This is a genomic window from Streptomyces sp. NPDC101234, assembly GCF_044767525.1.
Lineage (GTDB): Bacteria > Actinomycetota > Actinomycetes > Streptomycetales > Streptomycetaceae > Streptomyces > Streptomyces sasae.
Map to the genome: position 1 here is coordinate 34,173 of NZ_JBIWOA010000054.1, position 18,986 is coordinate 53,158.

Below are 18,986 nucleotides of genomic sequence, written 5' to 3' on the forward strand. Positions count from 1 at the left end.
TGTGAGGACCACTGAGTCGTCCCAGGTGTTCGCCAATCCGGACGGAACGTTCACTCAGGAGATGAACGCGGCTCCGGTGCGTGCCCGCAAGGACGACGGCAGTTGGGCCTCCATCGACACCACCCTCGTGCGTGACGCTGACGGTTCTATCAGGGCGAGGAACACGACGGCCGAACTTACCTTCTCGGGCGGCGGCAGCGGTGCCGGGCTGGTCACTCTGGGGGACGAGGGGCATGAGTTGCGGTTCGGCTGGCTCACCGCGATTCCCGAGCCCCGGATTGACGGCAGCACTGTCACCTATGCCGGGGTTCTCCCGGACGTCGACCTGAAACTGACGGCTCTTAACTCCGGTTACACGTCGGTGCTCGTGGTGAAGACCGCGGAGGCGGCGAAGAATCCGGCACTGGCCACGATCAGCATGTCCGTCTCCGCCAGCGGTCTGGATATCGCGCCGACGGCCGACGGGGGTTTCGTCGCGCGCGACGGTGACGGCTCGCCGGTCTTCGAGAGTCCGGCGGGGCGGATGTGGGACTCGGCCGGTGACACCGCGGACTTCGCTGCGGCCGGCGTCACGACCCAACTCGCCCGCGCTGCCGCTGTGACGGAGCCGAAGGCGACGGAGACGACTCCGCTACCGGAGGCCGGTGGCGAGCCGGCGCCTTCGGAGGGCCCCGGCAGCGGTGACGCGAAGGCTGAGCTGCCGTTGAAGGTCACCGGGACGACCCTGGAGATCACGCCGGATCCGGTGCTGCTGCATGGTGAGGACACTGTCTTCCCGCTGTACATCGATCCTCCGACCAAGGGCGTCGTGCTGGGTGACTGGACGGCGTTGGCCTCCAACGGCACGAAGTACTGGAAGTTCGACGGGGACAAAGGTGTGGGGCGCTGCTCCAACTACGCCGGCTACCTCTGCTCGAACACCCCGTACACCCAGCGCATGTACTTCGAGTACCCGTTGTCGTCGATCCACGGCAAGAAGGTCCTGGACGCGATGCTGGAGGTGTACCAGGTCTGGACGTTCACCTGTGATCCGCACTGGTACGACCTGAGCCATGTCACCAAGGGCATCTCCTCCAGCACCACGTGGTCGAGCCGACCCACCGCGGATGACCTGATGGGCGACCGGAACGTGGCCTACGGGCGGGGCTCGCTGTGCAGCCCGTCGCAGCCGGCGAACTGGGTGCGCTTCAGCGACCACGTGGGCGTGGAGACGAACGAGAACCTGACTCCCACCCTCGCCTCGGCCGCCGCGGACAAGGATCCGCAGATCACGTTCTCGCTGACCGCGCACGACGAGTCCGACGCGGGAGCCTGGGCGCGGTTCCGCAACGACGCGAAGCTGTCGGTGACCTACGTGTCCTACCCGGACAAGCCGACCTCGTACGGCGTGCAGCAGGGCAACATCGGGCAGGTCTGCAACGCCTCCGCCTCTGCCTTCGTCACCAGCGCCACCAAGCCGAAGATGCTGGCCACGGTGCAGTCCGCGGACGGCTCCAACGCGCAGTTGCGCGCCCTGTTCGAGGTGTGGAAGGCCGACGGCTCCTCCCGCGCCTGGTACGCGGCTTCGCCGGACGCCGCCTGGGTGGCCGACAACGCGGCGCGCGACGCGACCACCAGTGCGCTGACGCCGCAGGCGGACTACCGGATGCGGGTCAAGACGCAGGCCTACTACAAGACGGACCGGGGTGACACGGGCGTCCTGGACTCGGACTGGTCATCCTGGTGCTACTTCCGGGTCGACACCGACTCGCCGCCGCCTCCGGTGGTGACAAGCACCGACTACAAGCCGGCCGAGACCGACCCTGCCGCGGGCGGCGTGGGCACGCCCGGCAAGTTCACTTTCACCCCCGGGGACAGTGACCCGGTCGCGGCCGGGGTCCAGTCGGACGTCGTCAGCTATCAGTGGAAGCTGAACAGCGGCAAACTCTCCGATCCGATCCCCGTGCCCAAGGGCGGCTCCACCACCCAGTCCATCCCGCCGAACCAGGCCGGTGAGAACACCCTCCAGGTCTTCGCCTACGACGCGGCGAAACACAGCTCCCAGACCGGCTACTACAGCTTCCTGGTGAAGGGCGCCGAGAAGCCTGCCGGGATCTGGCACCTGGACAACGCCCTCACCGATTCCACGGAAGCCACTCAGCATCCGCTGACCGGTTCGGGTAGCACGTGGGACACCCTGGCGCGCAGCGGTTCCGGAGCGGGGAAGTTCAACGGCACGAGCGCCTACCTGGCCACCTCCGGCGCGGTGCTGGACACCACCAAGTCCTTCACCGTCTCGGCCTGGGCGCGCCTGACGAAGAAGGACGTCAACTACACCGTCCTGTCGCAGGCCGGCACGAACGCCTCCGGCTTCCAGCTGTACTACTCGACCGCCTACAACGCCTGGATCTTCAACCGCCACCAGACGGACGTCGTCGAACCGGCGATCACCCGCTCGATCGGCACCAGGCCGCCGGTCCTCAACGCCTGGACGCACCTGACGGGCGTCTACGACGCGGCGGCGAACACCATCCAGCTCTACGTCAACGGCGTCCCGCAGACCACGCCGGTGCCGTTCCCGGTCACCCCGTGGAAGGCGTCCGGCAACCTCCAGGTCGGACGGCTGTGGCACGCCGCAACCGGCAAGGAGTACTTCTCCGGGACCATCGACGAGGTCAAGGTCTGGTCCCGCGCACTCGCGGACACCGAGGTCGCCCACGAGGCCTGGCTGGAGGACGAGGACCTGAGCGACGGCACCGCCGGCGACCCGGTTCCCGCCCTTGTCGCCAAGTGGGATGCCACGGACCTGGCGAACGCGACCGGCACCACGGTCAAGGACACCAGCGGCTTCGGCCGCAACCTCACCCTCAACGGTGCCGCGCTCACCCAGATCACCACGGGCGACCCGGACATCGGTGAAGAGGTCACCACCACCCAGACGATGAGCCTGAACGGCACCAGCGCGTACGCTGGCGCGACCGGTCCGGTCGTCGACGATTCCGGTTCGTTCACCGCGACCGCCTGGGTCACGCTCGATCCCGCGAAGTTCACCGACACCAGCAAGTCGTACGCGGTGCAGGTGTTCGGCCAGTCGGGGACGAGCCAGTCCTCCTGGGGCGTCTGGTACGAGCAGCCCGTCGGCAGCTCCGACGGCCGGTGGACGTTCGGCCGTCCCGACAAGGACGGCACCGGGGCGGACTGGACGACGAGCGGTTCCACCGCGGTCAAAAGGACCCAGCTGGGCGTCCCCGTCATGCTGACAGTCGTCTACGACGCTCAGGCGGCGGCAAACCCCAACGACACCTCCCAGCTCGGCGGGCTCAAGCTCTACGTCGACAGCGCGCTGATGGGCGACGAGGACGGCATCGCGTTCTCGGCCCCCTGGCAGGGCTTCGGAGCGTTCGAGATCGGCCGGGCGAAGATCGACGGCGCCGCCGCGCGCTACTTCCCCGGAACGATCGACAGCGTCCGCGTCTGGGCCGGCGCCACCTCCACCGACACCATCGCCAACCGGCGCAACACCGAACAGCGGTAACGACCAGGGGTCAAGGGCGGGTCTCCGCGGCCGCCCTTGACCCACCATGCGCTGATCTGCTCACGCCCCTGCGCACTTTCACCGACGCGCCGTCGAGACCCGGCGTCCTCGGGTGACCAGTTGTCCCCCGAGCGACTCTGCCTCTACCCAGGAAACGGGGAAATCATTGTCCTCATCACCCTTCCGCCCACCCTTGCCAGGAGCTGTCGTACGCCGCTGGCTCGGCCGTGGCGCGTTGGTTCTTTCCCTCGCCGTCCTGCCACAGGTCGCCGTCCCCTCGGGCTACGACTTCGCTGCACAGGCCCAGCCTTCGACGGCCCGCAAGCCGTTGGAGGACCAGCCCGAGGCGAAGACCGACAAGGTGGGCGTGCTCAGACCCGGCGTGTCCAAGGCACCGAAGGACAAGGCCGCCCCCGCCTCCCGCAAGACGCGTGAACGGCTGAAGAAGGCCGCGTGGCCGAAGGGCGGAAGAGCCACCGCCGACGTCCCGGCGACGAGCAGGACCTCGGTCGCCGTCGGTGGACTCGACGTAAAGCTGGCCCAGGCGCCCGTTGCGAAGACAGGGACGAAGACCAGATCCGGTGTGAAGGCCACCGGCCCGGCCGAGAAAGTGGCGCTCCGCGTACACCCCCCATCAGCGGCGAAGAAGGCCGGTGTCAACGGCGTCCTGCTCACCGTCGACCCGGCGGGCGCCAGGTCCGGAAAGTCCGCCGGTGACACCGACAGGCTCCGCGTCTCCCTGGACTACTCCTCCTTCTCCGACGTGTACGGAGGCAACTTCGGCCCCCGCCTGCACCTGGTGACGCTCCCGGCGTGTGCGCTGACCACCCCGGCGAAGAAGGCCTGCCGCACCCAGACTCCGGTCAAGGGCGCGGACAACAACGCACAGGCCCAGACTCTGACGGGTACCGTCTCCGCCAGCACTTTGAAGGCCGGCACCCCGACGCTGCTCGCGGCGGCGGCCGACAGCTCGGGCGGCGGAGGCGACTACGGCGCCACCTCCCTGTCTCCGAGCGCGACCTGGGAAGCCGGCGGTAGCACGGGGGACTTCACGTGGAACTACCCGTTGCGGGTTCCCCCGGCCACGGCCGGACCGTCCCCGAACCTGTCCATCTCCTACAACTCCGGTTCGGTGGACGGTCGTACGGCCGGTGAGAACAACCAGACCTCGGTGATCGGCGAGGGCTTCTCCCTCACCGAGTCCTACATCGAGCGCAAGTACGCCTCGTGCAAGGAAGATGGCCAGACCGGCAAGGGCGACCAGTGCTGGAAGTACGCCAACGCCACCCTCGTCCTCAACGGCAAGGCCGTCGAACTCGTCAACACCTGTGCCGACAAGGCGGCCTGTGACACCGCCGCCCTCTCCCAGGCATCTGGCGGCAGTTGGAAGGCGAAGAACGAGGACGGCACCCGCGTCGAGCACCTGACCGGGGCCACCGGCAACGGCGACGACAACACCGAGTACTGGAAGGTCACGGACGCGTCCGGCATCCAGTACTTCTTCGGCAAGCACCGGCTGCCCGGGTGGAGCGACAAGGGAACCACCGACACGGCTGACGACGACCCGGTCACCAACTCCGTGTGGACCGTCCCGGTCTTCGGCAACAACGCGGGCGAGCCGTGCTACAAGTCCACCGGTTTCGCCGACTCCTCCTGCGACCAGGCCTGGCGGTGGAACCTCGATTACGTCGTCGACCCGCACGGCAACGCGTCCTCGTACTGGTACACCAAGGAGACGAACTACTACTCCAAGAACGCCGACACCACGGTCAACGGCACCGGCTACACCCGCGGCGGCTACCTCAACCGCATCGACTACGGCCTGCGCAGCGACCTGGTCTACAGCAAGCCCGCGGCCCAGCAGGTCCGCTTCACCTACGCCGAGCGCTGCCTGACCTCGTGCTCCAGCCTGACCAAGGACACCAAGGCCAACTGGCCCGACGTGCCCTTCGACATGATCTGCGCCGCGAGCACCAAGTGCACCACCCAGATTGGCCCGGCCTTCTTCACCCGCAAGCGTCTCACCGATGTCACCACCTCGGTATGGACGGGCAGCGGCACCGCTCAGCGGGACGTGGACGCCTGGCATCTGGACCAGGACTTCCCCGACACCGGTGACGCCTCTTCGGCGAGCCTGTGGCTGAAGTCCATTCAGAACACCGGCAAGGCCAACACCATCGCGGCCGCCATGCCGCCGGTCGTCTTCGGCGGCATGCAGCTGTCCAACCACGTCGAGGGCAGCGGCCCGGACACCTTGCGCTACATCAAGTGGCGTGTGCGCACCATCAAGTCAGAAACCGGCTCGACCATCACTGTCAACTACTCCGACCCGGACTGCATCTGGGGCAGCAGCATGCCGGCGGACATCGACAAGAACACCCGCCGCTGCTACCCGGTCAAGTGGTCCCAGTCCGGGGCGACCCCGGTCACCGACTGGTTCCACAAGTACGTCGTCACGTCCACCTTCCAGGACGACCCCTACGGCCACGGCGACACCGGCGAGAAGTACTACGACTACCAGGGCGGCGCCGGCTGGGGCTACGCCGACGACGAGGGCCTGACCAAGGCCTCCAACCGCACCTGGTCGCAGTGGCGCGGCTACGGCAAGGTCGTCGAGACCTCCGGCGACTCCGAGGGCCCGCGGTCCAAGAAGTCCACGCTCTACATGCGCGGTCTGAACGGTGAGAAGGAACTCGACGGCACCGCCCGTGTGGAGAAGGTCACCGACTCCACCGGCACCGCGATCGACGACTCCCGCCAGCTGTCCGGCTTCGTCCGCGAGACCATCGTCTACAACGGCACCGACGAACTCAGCGGCACGATCAACACCCCCTGGTCCCGCAAGACCGGCAGCCACACCTACAGCTGGGGCACCACCGACTCCTGGATCGTCCAGGCGAGCGAGACCGCCACCCGCACCAAGACCTCCACCGGTACCCGTACGGTCACCCAGAAGACCACATACGACCCCACGTACGGCATGCCGATCACCGTCGAGGACAGCGGCGACGCAGGCAAGAGCGGCGACGAGACGTGTGTGAAGACCAGCTACGCCCGCAACACCACAGCCTGGCTGGTGAACACGGTCTCGCGCACCGAGACCTACTCGGTACCCTGCGCGACCACCCCGACCGTCCCCGACGACGTCATCTCCGACGTCACCACGGCATATGACGGTCAGGTCGTCGGGACGGCGCCCACCAAGGGCGAGATCACCGCCTCCTACCGGGTCGCCAGCTACGACCCGGTGACCAAGGCACCCGTCTACCAGCAGGTCTCCGCCTCCACCTATGACAAGCTGGGCCGCCCGCTCACCGCGACCAACGCCCTCAACCAGACGGTCACGACCGCCTACGTCCCCGACGACACCGGCTACGGTCCACTGACGTCCAAGACCACCACATCTCCGTCCCCCAAGCTCTTCACCTCCACCACCGAGGTTGATCCCGCCTGGGGCGCGGCCACCAAGACCACCGATCCCAACGGCAACGTCACCGAGTGGGCCTTCGATGCCCTCGGCCGTCTCAAGTCGGTCTGGAAGCCGGACCGTTCGCGCACGCTCGGCGACGCCGAGAGCATCGTCTACGCGTACAGCATCAACAACGACAAGGAGACCTGGGTCCGCACCGACGCCCTCAAGGCCGACGGCAAGACCTACAACAGCTCGTACGAGATCTTCGACGGCCTGCTGCGCTCCCGCCAGAAGCAGGTCCCCGCGCCGGACGGCGGCCGGGTGATCTCCGAGACCCTCTACGACGACCGCGGCCTGGCCTACATCTCCAACGCCCAGGTCCACGACAACAACGCCCCATCGGGCACCCTGGCCAACACCTTCCCCGGCTCCGTCCCCGCCTCCACCGAGACGGTCTACGACGCCGCCGGCCGCGCCACCGAATCGATCTTCCGGGTCTACGACCAGGAGAAGTGGCGCACCAAGACCGACGACCAGGGAGACCGCACCGCCGTCACCGCCGCCGCAGGGGGCACCGGCACTCTGACGATCACCGACGCCCGCGGCCGGGTCACCGAACGCCGCGAGTACGGCGGCCCCGCCCCCACGGGCAGCGACTACACGCGCACGCTGTACGAGTACACGCCCGGCGGGCAGCTCAAGAAGCTGACGGGCCCGGACGGGGCGGTCTGGACGTACGGCTACGACCTGCGCGGCCGCAAGACCACCTCGACCGACCCGGACAAGGGCAAGATCGACACCACCTACAACGACGCCGACCAGCCGCTGACGGTCGCATCCACCCTCAAGGGCGTCTCCCGGACCCTGATCACCGACCACGACGAACTCGGCCGCAAGACCGGCACCTGGGACGGCACGAAGGACAACGCCCACCAGCTGACCAAGTTCACCTACGACACCCTGGCCAAGGGACAGCCGACCGCCGCGATCCGCTACGTCGGCGGCACCACCGGCAAGATCTACTCCCAGGTCGCCACCGGCTACGACGCCCTCGGCCGCCCCAAGGGCACCAAGACCGTCATCGCCGCCACCGACCCCCTGGTCGTCGCCGGCGCGCCGCAGACCTTCACCACCTCCACCACCTACAACATCGACGGCACCGTCCAGTCCACCTCGATGCCCGCAGTGGCCGGCCTGGCCGCCGAGACCGTCACCAACAGCTACAACGGCCTCGGCATGCTCACCGGCACCGACGGCATGACGGACTACGTCCAGAACATCGGCTACTCCCCATACGGCGAGATCGAGGAGACCCGCCTGGGCACCTCCACAGGTGCCAAGCAGCTCCAGATCCTCAACCAGTACGAGGACGGCACCCGCCGCCTGGCCAACACCCACACGGTCGACCAGACCAACACCGGCTACACCAGCGACGTCGACTACGTCTACGACGCCACCGGCAACATCAAATCGATCACGGACAAGACAGGCGGCAAGGACGCCCAGTGCTTCGCCTACGACGGCTACCGCCGTCTCACCGAAGCGTGGACCCCGTCGTCCAACGACTGCGCCACCGCCCGTTCGGCGTCCGCGCTCGGCGGCCCGGCCCCGTACTGGACCAGCTGGACCTACAAGCCCGGCGGCCTGCGCGACACCCAGATCGAGCACAAGGCCGCCGGTAACACCACGACCGCCTACGGTTATCCGACGGTCAAGGCCGACGGCACCGGCCAGCCCCACACGATGACCTCCGTCACGGTGGGCACCGCCGCAGCGAAGTCGTACGAGTACGACGAGCAGGGCAACACCACCAAGCGGTATGGCACCACGGGCACGGCGCAAAGTCTCGATTGGGACATCGAAGGAGAGCTCACCCGCCTCACCGAAGGCACCAGGACCACCGACTACCTGTACGACGCCAACGGTGAGCTCCTGATCCGTCGCGGCGCGGCGAAGACTGTGCTCTACCTGGCCGGTCAGGAACTCCACTACGACACGGTCGCGAAGAAGTTCACGGCTCAGCGCTACTACCCGGCAGGCGACGCTACGGCGGTCCGTACCGAGTCCGGCCTGTCCTGGATGGTCGACGACCACCACGGCACCGCCTCGATGACGGTCGACGCCGTGACGCAGGCCGTCACCCGCCGCTACACCAAACCGTTCGGCGAGGCACGCGGCACGACACCCTCCGCCTGGCCGGACGACAAGGGCTTCCTCGGCAAGCCCGCCGACGGTGACACAGGCCTGACCCACGTCGGCGCCCGCGAGTACGACCCGGCCACCGGACGTTTCCTGTCGGTCGACCCGGTCCTGGCCCCGGACGACCACGAGTCGCTGAACGGATACGCCTACGCCAACAACACCCCCGTAACCAAGTCCGACCCGACGGGTCTGCGGCCCATCACGGCCTGCGACCGTGGGTGCAGTGACGGCAAGGGCGGCAGCTACCACGACTACATGACCATGGGTCCGAACGGGACCTGGGTCTACCAGACCACGAAGCAATACACCCAGACCTTCCAGTACCAGAAGGCGGGCGGCGGCACCGGATCCGGCACCATGACGGTCATCGTCCACACGGCCGCGGGCCACAAGTCGGCGCAGATCGTGTTCAGGAAGGGGCCCGACCCGAAGCCCCAGGAGAAGGAAGGATGGACATGCAAATCCTGCTGGGCCATGGGAACCAACCCCAACTACGACCCGAAAGCCCACGACCTGCCTGACACAGGGAAACTGGCAACCTGGCAAAAGGTCGTCCTGGGGGTCGTCTCGGCCGTGGCGGTGGCCGTGGTCGCCGCACCGGTGGCCGTCGCGGTGGGCGAGGGATGCCTGGCCACGGCTCCGGTCTGTGCCGCGGAAATCGCCGAGATGGCGACCGGTGGCGCCTCCGGCGGCAGCCTGACCGTGGGCGCCGGAGCCGGAGCCTCGTTCACCTGGGCGGGCAGCAAGGTCCGGTACAGCGAGACCGCGACGGCCATCGGGGACGACGCCAACACGATCCAGAATTTCGTGCGGTCGACCGGAACCAACGGCCACGACGTGATTGTCCACGGCGACGAGGCGGGTAATTTTCGCGTCGACGGCCTCATCACTCACCCTGAGCAGATAGCCCAGCTCGTCCGGGAGAACCCGCACTACAGGGGAGGCCCCATTCAGATCGTTTCCTGCCACGCCGCCTGCGGTTCTGCGGAAGAACTTGCGGAAGCCCTGGGTGTCAAGGTCACCGGCGCGAGCAAGCACCAGGTGGATCTCGACCCCACCACGGGCACCGTGCGTGAGTGGCCGGACGGCCCCCTGGGCGCACCGGTTCCGGTGGGTTCGCGGTGACACATAGGATGCGAGCGGAAGGGACATCTCTATGACGAACATCGCCCCCCTGGGGATATTCGGGAGGATTGCAAGCCAGTCCGCCTTCTCGGAGATCGCCGAGGAACTCCGGCAGCGGACGGGTGAGATTCCCGTCGGGGAGCGGGCACAGATTGCCGGGTATCTGCGCTCCGGTACTCCCGTCATCGCGCTGATGGGATTCTCGGAGGACGTTCTGGGCAACAAGTTCTCCCGGTCCGGCGGCACCGCCATCATGAGCGACGGACGGTTCTTCTGGCGGCTTGATGCGGCTGACTACGTGGAGCACTACGGGATCGGGCTGCCGGAGGAGTTCCTATCCCACGGCGCGGCCCGGCAGTGGGTTCCGCCGGTCCTCACCCGTGAGGAGGTGGCCGCAGTCGACCGCCGTCTGATCGAGCTCAGACAGAACAACCAGGTCTGAGTCGCACCACGGACGCACCACGGCCGCAGCCCCTGCACAGTGGGCTGCGGCCGTTCTCGGTGTCGGTCTCAGAGGGCGAGGCCAGTGAGGACCAGGACTCGCTCGCTCGTTCGTTCAGGACGGCGGTGAATGGGCCGACATCCCGATCACCGTCAAGGAGGTGCGGTAGATATGGATCAACGGGAGTCGGGCCCGACAGGTCTGCAGCGGATTGCCGAAGGGGACGTCAGTCCGCGTGACATCCGGTGGCTCGTCCAGGTCGATGTCGAGTGCGCGGCGCTGGAGGAGCGATGGGGTTCGCCGGAAATCACCAGCGACGACTTCGCGGAGTGGTTCTGCTTCGCCTTCTCACCGGCGGAAGGGGAGGCGTTCCTACTGCTGCGACAGGTGCACCATCCCGTCGAGCCCGGATTCGTACTGAGCGCGACCAAGGGGCTCTACTCCCCCGAGACCGCCGAGAGGATCGTTCAGGCCCTGGACATTCCCGGTGCGAGAATCACTCGTGTGAACGCCGAAGCCACCCGGTGACGCGAGGCGCACGCTGCTGCAAGGAGTTGCATGGCATCTTGGCTCAGGCACCCTCGCTATCGCCCTGACGAGTGACTGGCTGTACCGACGGCTGGACATGGCTGACTGTGTCGAGCATCACCAGAGCCGCCAGCTCTGAACACACCACGGCCGGAGCCCCCACACAGCGGGCTCCGGCCGTGGTGTCCTGCCCGTGGCAGGTCAGAGGGTGAGGCCGGTGAGGATCACGCCTCGCCACCACCTTCTCCAGCCGGGACCTCGTTCCCCAAGGCACCTTCAGCAGCGCGTCCTGTACGCCTGCCCCGGAAAGGCAAAGCGTTCAGGATGTGCCGGCGGCCGGTTCGGCATCCTCACGAGGCGCCGGAGTCGTCGACTACCAGTACCCCGCCCGAGTGCGGGGCGGTGGCCGGGTCGGCCAGCAGCAGCTCCAGGCGGCGGGCATTGACGGCTTCCTGGATCCAGGGACCTGTCCCCGAGGGGTGGACACCTCTGAGCCCGGCCCCGGCAGGGGCCGGGGAGGAGGGATCTCTTATGGTGATGAAGGTCTACTCGCCCGAGTTCAAGGCGGACGCTGTCGCGCTGTACCTGTCGGATCCGAGCCATACCTTCGAGGGCATCGGCAAGGACCTGGGGATCAGCCGGGAGACGCTGCGCAACTGAGCGGGCCCGCCGCGGCCAGAACGGCGCCATGATCAAGAGCACGAAGGACGTCCCGGTGAGCGAGGCCACGAAGGAAGAGCTGGAGGCCGAGATAGCGGCCCTGCGCGCGGAGAACAAGGACCTCCGCAAGCAGAACGTGACGCTGGCCACCGAACGGGACATTCTCCGCAAGGCGACGAAGTTTTTCGCCACCGAGATGAACTGGTGAACCGCTTCAAGTTCATTGAGGACCACCACCGCGCCTGGGGCGTGAAGCGGTTGTGTCACGTGTTGGAGGTCGCCCGCTCCAGCTTCTACAAATGGCGGGCCGGCCGGAAGGCCCGCGCCGCGCGCGAGCGGGCGGACGCCGCGCTCGCCGAGCGGATCAGGGCCGTGCACACCGAGTGGGACGTCACCTACGGCCGGCCCCGGATCACCGCCGAGCTGCGCGACGATGGTGAGCGCGTGAACCACAAGCGCGTCGGACGGGTCATGCGCAAGTACGGCATCGCCGGGCTGCGGCTGCGCAAGCGCCAGTTCACCACCGTCCCCGAACCGTCCGCCACGCCCGTGCCGGACCTGTTCCGGCGCGACTTCACCGCGAGCGCGCCGAACGTCAAGTACGTCGGGTCGGGTAGCCGGAGGGAGTCTCACCCTCCGGCCCCCACAGAACCGTGCGTAACAGTCTCCCGTTACACGGCTCTTGTCACCCTGGTCACATCCAGTAGGTCCGGCACAAGCGCCAGTGCGCGAACATGCCCGGGTATCGCCGGGTGATGTCCTGGAAGCACTGCTTGGACTTCTTGAACCCGGACAGCCGCTTGTACTTCCGGCGGATCCAGCGCACCAGGTAGGCGTTGATACGCTGGAGGAAGGGCTTCAGCACCGAGGGGTAGAACGCCCCGTAGTACTGGATCCAGCCCCGCACGATCGGATTGATGAACCGCGCGAGCTGGGCAAAGGTGTGTCCGGTACGCCGGTGGATGCGCCAGCTGCGCACCTCGGCACCCATTCTCTTCAGGGCCCCGTCGCTGACCGCGGGCAGGAAACACGGGAAGGTGACCCCGTGCTTGCTGCGCGCTTTGCGGGCGCGGAAGGTGAACCCCAAGAACGTGAACGACGTGTGCTCGTGGGAGCGTTCGCGGTTCGCGTCCTTGCAGTAGACGATCCGGGTCTTGGCCGGGTGCAGTCGCAGTCCGACCTCTTCCATCCTGTTCCCGATCGCCTCGACCAGCTGCCTGGCCCGGCGTTCACTGACGCAGTGCACAACTGCGTCGTCCACGTACCTTTCGAACGGGACGCCCGGGAACTCCCGGTCCATCCACGTGTCGAGTAGGGTCGGGGACTGGCGCGGTAGATGAATCTCCGTTTCCAGCCCCCGCCACTTCAAACCGGACATGCGGTTCTCCCGCATCCGGCTTTCCGACATCGTTCACCGCTGGGCATGCGCCATTGCCCCGTGCCACTTTCCGGACATGCGGAAGACCCCGAGCCGACTGACCCACCCGTAGTTGTAGCGGGCAGCCCAATTCCGGCCTGAGAGGCCATGTTTCTCGCTGGCGAAAATCGCCAGCCGCTCGTGGACGTACTGGTCCACCGCTACGAACTTCCGCGCAGAGTTTCCCTTGCGGAAGTATCCGGCCCATCCCCGGAGCACGGGGTTGAGCTCGGCCACCACGGTAGCCACCGGCCGCTCGGTCCGAGAGCGTGAGGTAGCCGCGCGGACTTTGTCCCGCAGTACCTTCAACGCTCGTTGCGAGGGCCACCGGTACAGGTAGAACCTGCCCCGCCACTTCCACGACTCCACTTTCCGGTGGTGGAAGCCGAGGAACTCGAAGCCCTGCCCGCCTCGGGTGAGGCAGGTGATGCCGGACTTTTCGGGGTGTAGTCGCATCCCGAGCTGTCCCAGCACTCTCGCCGCCAGCTGCTGGGCCTGCTCGGCCCGTTGTCTGGTCGGCGACAGGACCACGAAGTCATCGCAGTACCTCACCAGCACTCCCAGCCGGCGGCCCTCGTCCTGCCATGCCTCATCGAGGACGTGCAGAGCGACGTTCGCCAGCAACGGGGAGATCGGTGAGCCCTGCGGGGTTCCCGCCCCGGTCGGGGAGGTCACCCCGCCCTCCAGTACTCCCATCCGCAGCCACGTCCGGATCAGCTTCAGCATCGACCGGTCCACCACGCGTCTCGCCAGCTGAGCGACGAGTGCGTCGTGCCCGATCGTCCCGAAACAGTCCCGGATATCGGCCTCGAACACCCATTCCCGACCTTTGTTCGCTGCAACGCGCACGGCATCGCACGCGTCGATCGCGGACCGTTTCGGTCGGAATCCGTAGCTCGCCTCGGTGAACCCGGCCTCGAATACCGGTTCGAGAACCAGCTTCGCGGCCGTCATCACCACGCGATCCGCCACGGTGGGAATCGAAAGCGGCCGGAACTCCCCCGGCCGCCCCGGCTTGGGAATCTGGACCCGCCGCAGCACCGACGGACGATACGTATACGTCCGCAGTCGTTCCGCCAGGTCCTGGAGGAATACATCCACCCCCGAGGCCGCCACCGCGTCGACGGTCACGCCGTCCACGCCAGGGGCTCCCCGGTTCGCGCACACGATCGACCATGCCCGCCACAAGACGTCCATGCGGTGGACGTGGCCATACAGGGCATGGAATCGTCGTTCGGGTTCTTGCTTGGCACAGCGGTAGAGCGTCCACTGCAAGGCTCGGACCTTGTCCAGAGGGCGGCCGTCCAGTCGTGCGACGCCTTCCTCCCGACGGATGGGACTAGCCGAAACGGCACTCATCCGGGCCCCTCCCCGTTCGTGAATCGCATCGATGAAGCAGGGGCCCTTCGCTCCCGGCGGGTTATGTTGTCCCGCCGATCAGCACTACTACGGCCCCCTCCGACTGCCTCTCGGCAGCCCGCCACTTCCCGGTTCCGCCGGTTATAAGCGGGCCACGCTCCCGGGCCGCATGCCCGGGGCCGAGTAGGCCCTCTCCAGTTCCCAGGACAACCCTCCGACCGTTCCACGCCCCTTACGCCGGGAGGTTCTTCAGCGCCCGCTCCAGGTTCCCGGACGCCTTCCATGGCCTTCGCCCTACGCATACGGGCTCGGCACCTCCTTGGCCCACCCCACCGGGCGGGGTCTACATGACGACGCTGCAGGCTTCACTTGATGTTGCGGACCGGTCGGTCGCACGCCCCCGAAGGACGCTTGTCACTCCACTTCGACGCAGTCCTCTCGAACGACGCCGGGAGTCAGCTACCGGGGACCCTGGCGTCTCCCCGGACCGGACTTGCACCGGCTGGCTGCCCTGAGCTTGACGTCCGGTTACATCCCCTCCACCTCTTTCAAGTTGAGACGACGCCCGGACTCCTGGACGTACACGCGTAGTGGAGGAACAGGTTCGCCAGTACGGGCGAGACCGCTGATCCCTGTGGGGCAATGCCGCGTAGATAAGTGTTTGGGGATTCTCTTTCCACATATGCACAACGACACGCCCGTGTTGGTTGTGGATGGTCAACCGGCATGGTCACTGCAGTTTGTGCCGGCGATGAAGCGGGCTATCTTTCTTCGTCATGGGTGGGGTTCGGGGTGGCTCGGCGGTTTCCGGTACGCGGTTGACGGACCGGGTGGGTATCGGGGTTCTGACGCGTCTGGTTGACCGGGATCTGGTCGATGAGGTATTGGCTGAGACGGGCCGGTTGGAGAAGCGGTCCCGCCTGCTGCCGGCCCGCGTTGTTGTCTATTACGTCATGGCGCTATGCCTATTCTTCGGCGAGTCGTACGAGGAAGTGATCCGTCTACTCGTCAATGGCCTGCGGTTTCTGGGGACATGGCGGAAGGACTGGAAGGTGCCCACGACAAGTGCGATTTCCCAGGCGCGTCGGCGCCTGGGGCCAGAGCCTTTGCGGGTCTTGTTCGAGCGGGTGGCTCTGCCGTGCGCTCAGCGGGGCACGCAAGGAGCCTGGCTGAGCCGGTGGCGGCTGATGGCCATTGACGGGTTCGTGCTGGACATTCCCGATACACCCGCGAATGACGCGGAGTTCGGACGCTCCGGCGGGACGAAGAACCCCGCTCCTTTCCCGCAGGTGAAAGTCGTGGGACTGGGCGAATGCGGGACACACGCTGTGGTGGCCGCCCGGCTGGGTCCCTGGCGTGTGGACGAGGGCGCCCTCGCAAAAGAACTCGTCACCGACTTCGAGCCGGGCATGCTGATCACCGCTGACCGGGGGTTTTACGCCTACCGTCTGTGGGAGACCGCCGCCGCGACCGGCGCGGATCTGCTGTGGCGCATGCCCGACGGACCCCATCTCCCGGTAGTCCGGCCGCTGAAAGACGGATCGTACGAGTCCTTTCTGCTCGACCCAAAAGTCAGGAACCGGCGCGGGAACCAGCGTTACCGCGGATCTGCGCGTATCGAGGAGCCGTCCGGGATCCCGGTCCGTGTCGTCGAGTACGAAGTGACCAACCGTGAAGGGAAAGGCGAGATCTACTGCCTGATCACCACGATCATGGATCCCGACGAGGCCGGCGCCGCCGAGCTGGCGGCCGCTTACGCAGAACGCTGGGAACTCGAATCCAGCCTGGATGAGATCAAGACTCACCAGCGCGGCCGCGGCGGCGTCCTACGTTCGAAAACACCGGACATGATCGAGCAAGAGATCTGGGCACTCCTGCTGACCCATTACGCGGTCCGGCAGCTGATGTGCGAGGCAGCAGACCAGGCCGACATCGACCCCGACAGACTGTCCTTCATCAGATCACTGCGCATCATCCGCCGCCAGGTCACCGACCAGGCGGGCTTTTCCCCCTCACCGTCTCACGGAAGCTCTTGAAACAGCCCGCACAGAAATCCTCGAAAGACTCAACCCGCGACGCCGGCACCGCACCAGCCCACGAGCCGTCAAACGCGTTCATGTCCACGCCTACAGAAAGAAGCTCCGCACCGAAACCACCATCCATCACCCCGACCCACCCGACATCAAAATCCTCGCTGTTTCTTAACTACCCGGCATTGCCCTGTGGGGTTCCCCGGTCCCGCTGTTGCAGGGTGCCGTCGGGCAGTTGCAGCGGCGCCTTGAGCCAGCGCGTGACGTACAACTTCACCCAGACGGCATCGGTGTTGGCCTCCACGGCCTTGACGACGAGGTCCCAGGGCACGCTGTCGAAGAACTTCTGGATGTCGAGGTCGACCACCCAGTCCTGTTTCCAGCAGCGTTCTCGGCACCGGGCCACCGCGTCCAGCGCCGACCGTCCAGGCCGATACCCATAGGAATCCGGGTGGAATCTTGGCTCCGCTCGCTTTTCCAACCGGGCGGCCACCACGGTCTGCGCGATTCTGTCCGCGACAGTGGGCACTCCAAGAATCCTGATTCCTCCGCCATGGGCCTTGGGGATCTCCACCGCTCGCACCGGAGGTGGAAAATAGCTACCCGAGGACATGCGGTTCCAGATCTTATAGAGATTCCCCTGCAAGTCCTTCTCGAAGTCCTCGATCGAGCAGCCATCCACGCCCGGCGCCCCCTTGTTAGCCCTGACCTTCTCCCATGCCTCCCACACTTCCCACTTCGAGATCTCAAACGGCTTTTCTGGAGACTTCAGCTCGTCCATGCGACTCCTCCCAGGAGCTCTGGTTGATCGAACGAACACAGCCACGGATGACCCGACCCCTTCGCTCCACCCCCGTTACAGGGGCTTCCTCGCTACTACGGGCCGGTCCGCCGGCGAGATCCACCTCGGTACTCAGTCCCTCGCGGTTTCGGCCGTCTCGGGACGCTCCCTCACGCCGCCCATGCGCACAGCGATGTCAGATCTCGCCTTCCCACGTTCCACGTGAAAGCAGCAGACCAGGCTCGCGTCGCCTCCATGCCGGGCACCGTCTGGCCAGTAACCGGGTTTCCGCCAGACTTGTCCTGGAGCCATATCTACAGCCCCAGTTTTGATGCCATCTGTAAGTTTTCGACACGTCATCAGCGATTCGCTTGCGCTCGCCTTCCTGATCCCCACCTGACGCCTCCTGGGCGCCTTTTCCACATCGCTCACCACGACGGTCTTCAGCCAACGCAGCATGTGGCGGTTTGAAACCTCTCCCCGAAGAGCGGTTCCGAAGGGCCTACCTTCATCTTCCACGCAGCATTGCTTTCCAAGAGGTTCCTACCTACATTCCACACCTCTCTTTTCGCATTCGTGGCACACCGACATCACCTACCTGCCGGTGGGCGACGGCGAGTTCCTGTATCTGGCGACCGTGATCGACTGCTTCTCGCGCCGGCTCGTGGGCTGGTCGATCGCCGACCACATGCGCACATCCCTGGTTGCCGACGCGCTTCAGGCAGCCGCCGCGACCCGCGGCAGCCTGGCCGGAGCTGTATTCCACAGCGATCACGGCGCCCAGTACACCTCCCGCCAATTCGCCGATATCTGCGCCGAGTTGGGGGTGCGGCAGTCCATGGGCGCGGTCGGCACGAGCGCGGACAACGCGCTCGCCGAGAGCTTCAACGCGGCCCTCAAACGCGAGACGCTCCGCGGTGCCCGCCGCTTCGACGGGGCCCGCGCCTGCCGCCTGGCCGTCTTCCGCTGGACCACCCGCTACAACACCCGCCGACGACACTCGGCGAACGGGCAGCAGGCACCGATCGCCTACGAGCAGCAGTCAGCTACCCTGACACTCGCCGCATAACGATACGAACAGGTGTCCACCCCTCGGGGACAAGGCCCCCAGACCGACTCGGACAGGAAGAACTGCAGGCGCTGTACCGCCGCATGTTGGGCGCCCGCCACCGGTTCGGCGCCGTCAGACAGGTCAGCGTCTTGTTGCGGTCCCGGGGTAGGAGCAGCCCGGCCAGGTACTCGCGAAACCCACGCCGCTGAGCCAGTGTCCCGAAGAGATCATCAAAACGGACCGCGTACGCTTCCAGCGGACCAGGCGCGGGCGGACACGGCAGCCGCTTCGTCATCTCAGGCTCCCCAGGCTGTAGTTGACGCCTTCATCTCACGCCCTACTCCCGTACGAACCCGCCGTCAACAAACCACTGAAGTTCCCCCCGCGAACTGGACAGCGGGTGTTTACGCTGCCGGGACGAGGTTCTGCCTGAGCAAGGATCTCGTTTCGAGCGGGGTGACGTAC

General features: G+C 66.6%; 9 protein-coding genes and 2 pseudogenes. 8 read left to right on the plus strand and 3 right to left on the minus strand.

Features of this window, described 5'->3' with window-relative positions; genetic code table 11:
* Positions 1-61 precede the first annotated feature (61 nt).
* The 6 genes and pseudogenes from ACIRR9_RS51035 to ACIRR9_RS51060 form a co-directional block, all read left to right on the plus strand.
* Positions 62-3,514, plus strand: a complete 3,453-nt coding sequence (locus tag ACIRR9_RS51035; RefSeq protein ID WP_403767384.1) for a LamG domain-containing protein — start codon at positions 62-64, stop codon at positions 3,512-3,514.
* Between the two features lie 193 nt (positions 3,515-3,707).
* Positions 3,708-10,253: an RHS repeat domain-containing protein gene (locus tag ACIRR9_RS51040; protein WP_403767387.1), complete on the plus strand. Its 6,546-nt coding sequence runs from the start codon at positions 3,708-3,710 to the stop codon at positions 10,251-10,253.
* A 31-nt stretch (positions 10,254-10,284) separates the two neighbouring features.
* The gene (locus tag ACIRR9_RS51045) at positions 10,285-10,695 is read left to right on the plus strand and encodes a hypothetical protein (protein WP_403767390.1); all 411 of its coding nucleotides are present in this window, start codon (positions 10,285-10,287) and stop codon (positions 10,693-10,695) included.
* Positions 10,696-10,866: 171 nt separating this feature from the next.
* Complete coding sequence (locus tag ACIRR9_RS51050) at positions 10,867-11,223, plus strand: hypothetical protein (RefSeq protein WP_403767393.1); 357 nt, start codon at positions 10,867-10,869, stop codon at positions 11,221-11,223.
* Between the two features lie 531 nt (positions 11,224-11,754).
* Positions 11,755-11,900 (plus strand): annotated as a pseudogene (locus ACIRR9_RS51055) (transposase); the annotation flags it as partial.
* An 83-nt stretch (positions 11,901-11,983) separates the two neighbouring features.
* Positions 11,984-12,492 (plus strand): annotated as a pseudogene (locus ACIRR9_RS51060) (IS3 family transposase); the annotation flags it as partial.
* 85 nt (positions 12,493-12,577) lie between these two features.
* Here the strand turns inward: ACIRR9_RS51060 and ACIRR9_RS51065 are convergent.
* Both ACIRR9_RS51065 and ltrA read right to left on the minus strand, forming a co-directional pair.
* A complete protein-coding gene (locus tag ACIRR9_RS51065; RefSeq protein ID WP_403767396.1) occupies positions 12,578-13,291 on the minus strand; it encodes a group II intron maturase-specific domain-containing protein in 714 nt (237 codons plus the stop codon).
* 3 nt (positions 13,292-13,294) lie between these two features.
* Entirely contained in the window at positions 13,295-14,659 is a 1,365-nt protein-coding gene (ltrA, locus tag ACIRR9_RS51070; protein ID WP_403767399.1) for a group II intron reverse transcriptase/maturase, read from the minus strand.
* A gap of 776 nt (positions 14,660-15,435) precedes the next feature.
* Here ltrA and ACIRR9_RS51075 point away from each other — a divergent pair.
* Positions 15,436-16,695 (plus strand): IS4 family transposase, encoded by a 1,260-nt coding sequence (locus ACIRR9_RS51075; protein WP_403767402.1) that lies wholly within the window; start codon positions 15,436-15,438, stop codon positions 16,693-16,695.
* A 169-nt stretch (positions 16,696-16,864) separates the two neighbouring features.
* On the opposite strand, the gene ACIRR9_RS51080 is transcribed toward ACIRR9_RS51075, so the two are convergent.
* A complete protein-coding gene (locus tag ACIRR9_RS51080; protein ID WP_403767405.1) occupies positions 16,865-17,470 on the minus strand; it encodes a reverse transcriptase domain-containing protein in 606 nt (201 codons plus the stop codon).
* Between the two features lie 457 nt (positions 17,471-17,927).
* Between ACIRR9_RS51080 and ACIRR9_RS51085 the strand changes: the two genes are divergently transcribed.
* Positions 17,928-18,539 carry an IS3 family transposase gene (locus ACIRR9_RS51085; RefSeq protein WP_403767408.1) on the plus strand — a complete coding sequence of 204 codons (612 nt, stop codon included), beginning with the start codon at positions 17,928-17,930 and terminating at the stop codon, positions 18,537-18,539.
* The last annotated feature ends 447 nt before the right edge of the window (positions 18,540-18,986 follow it).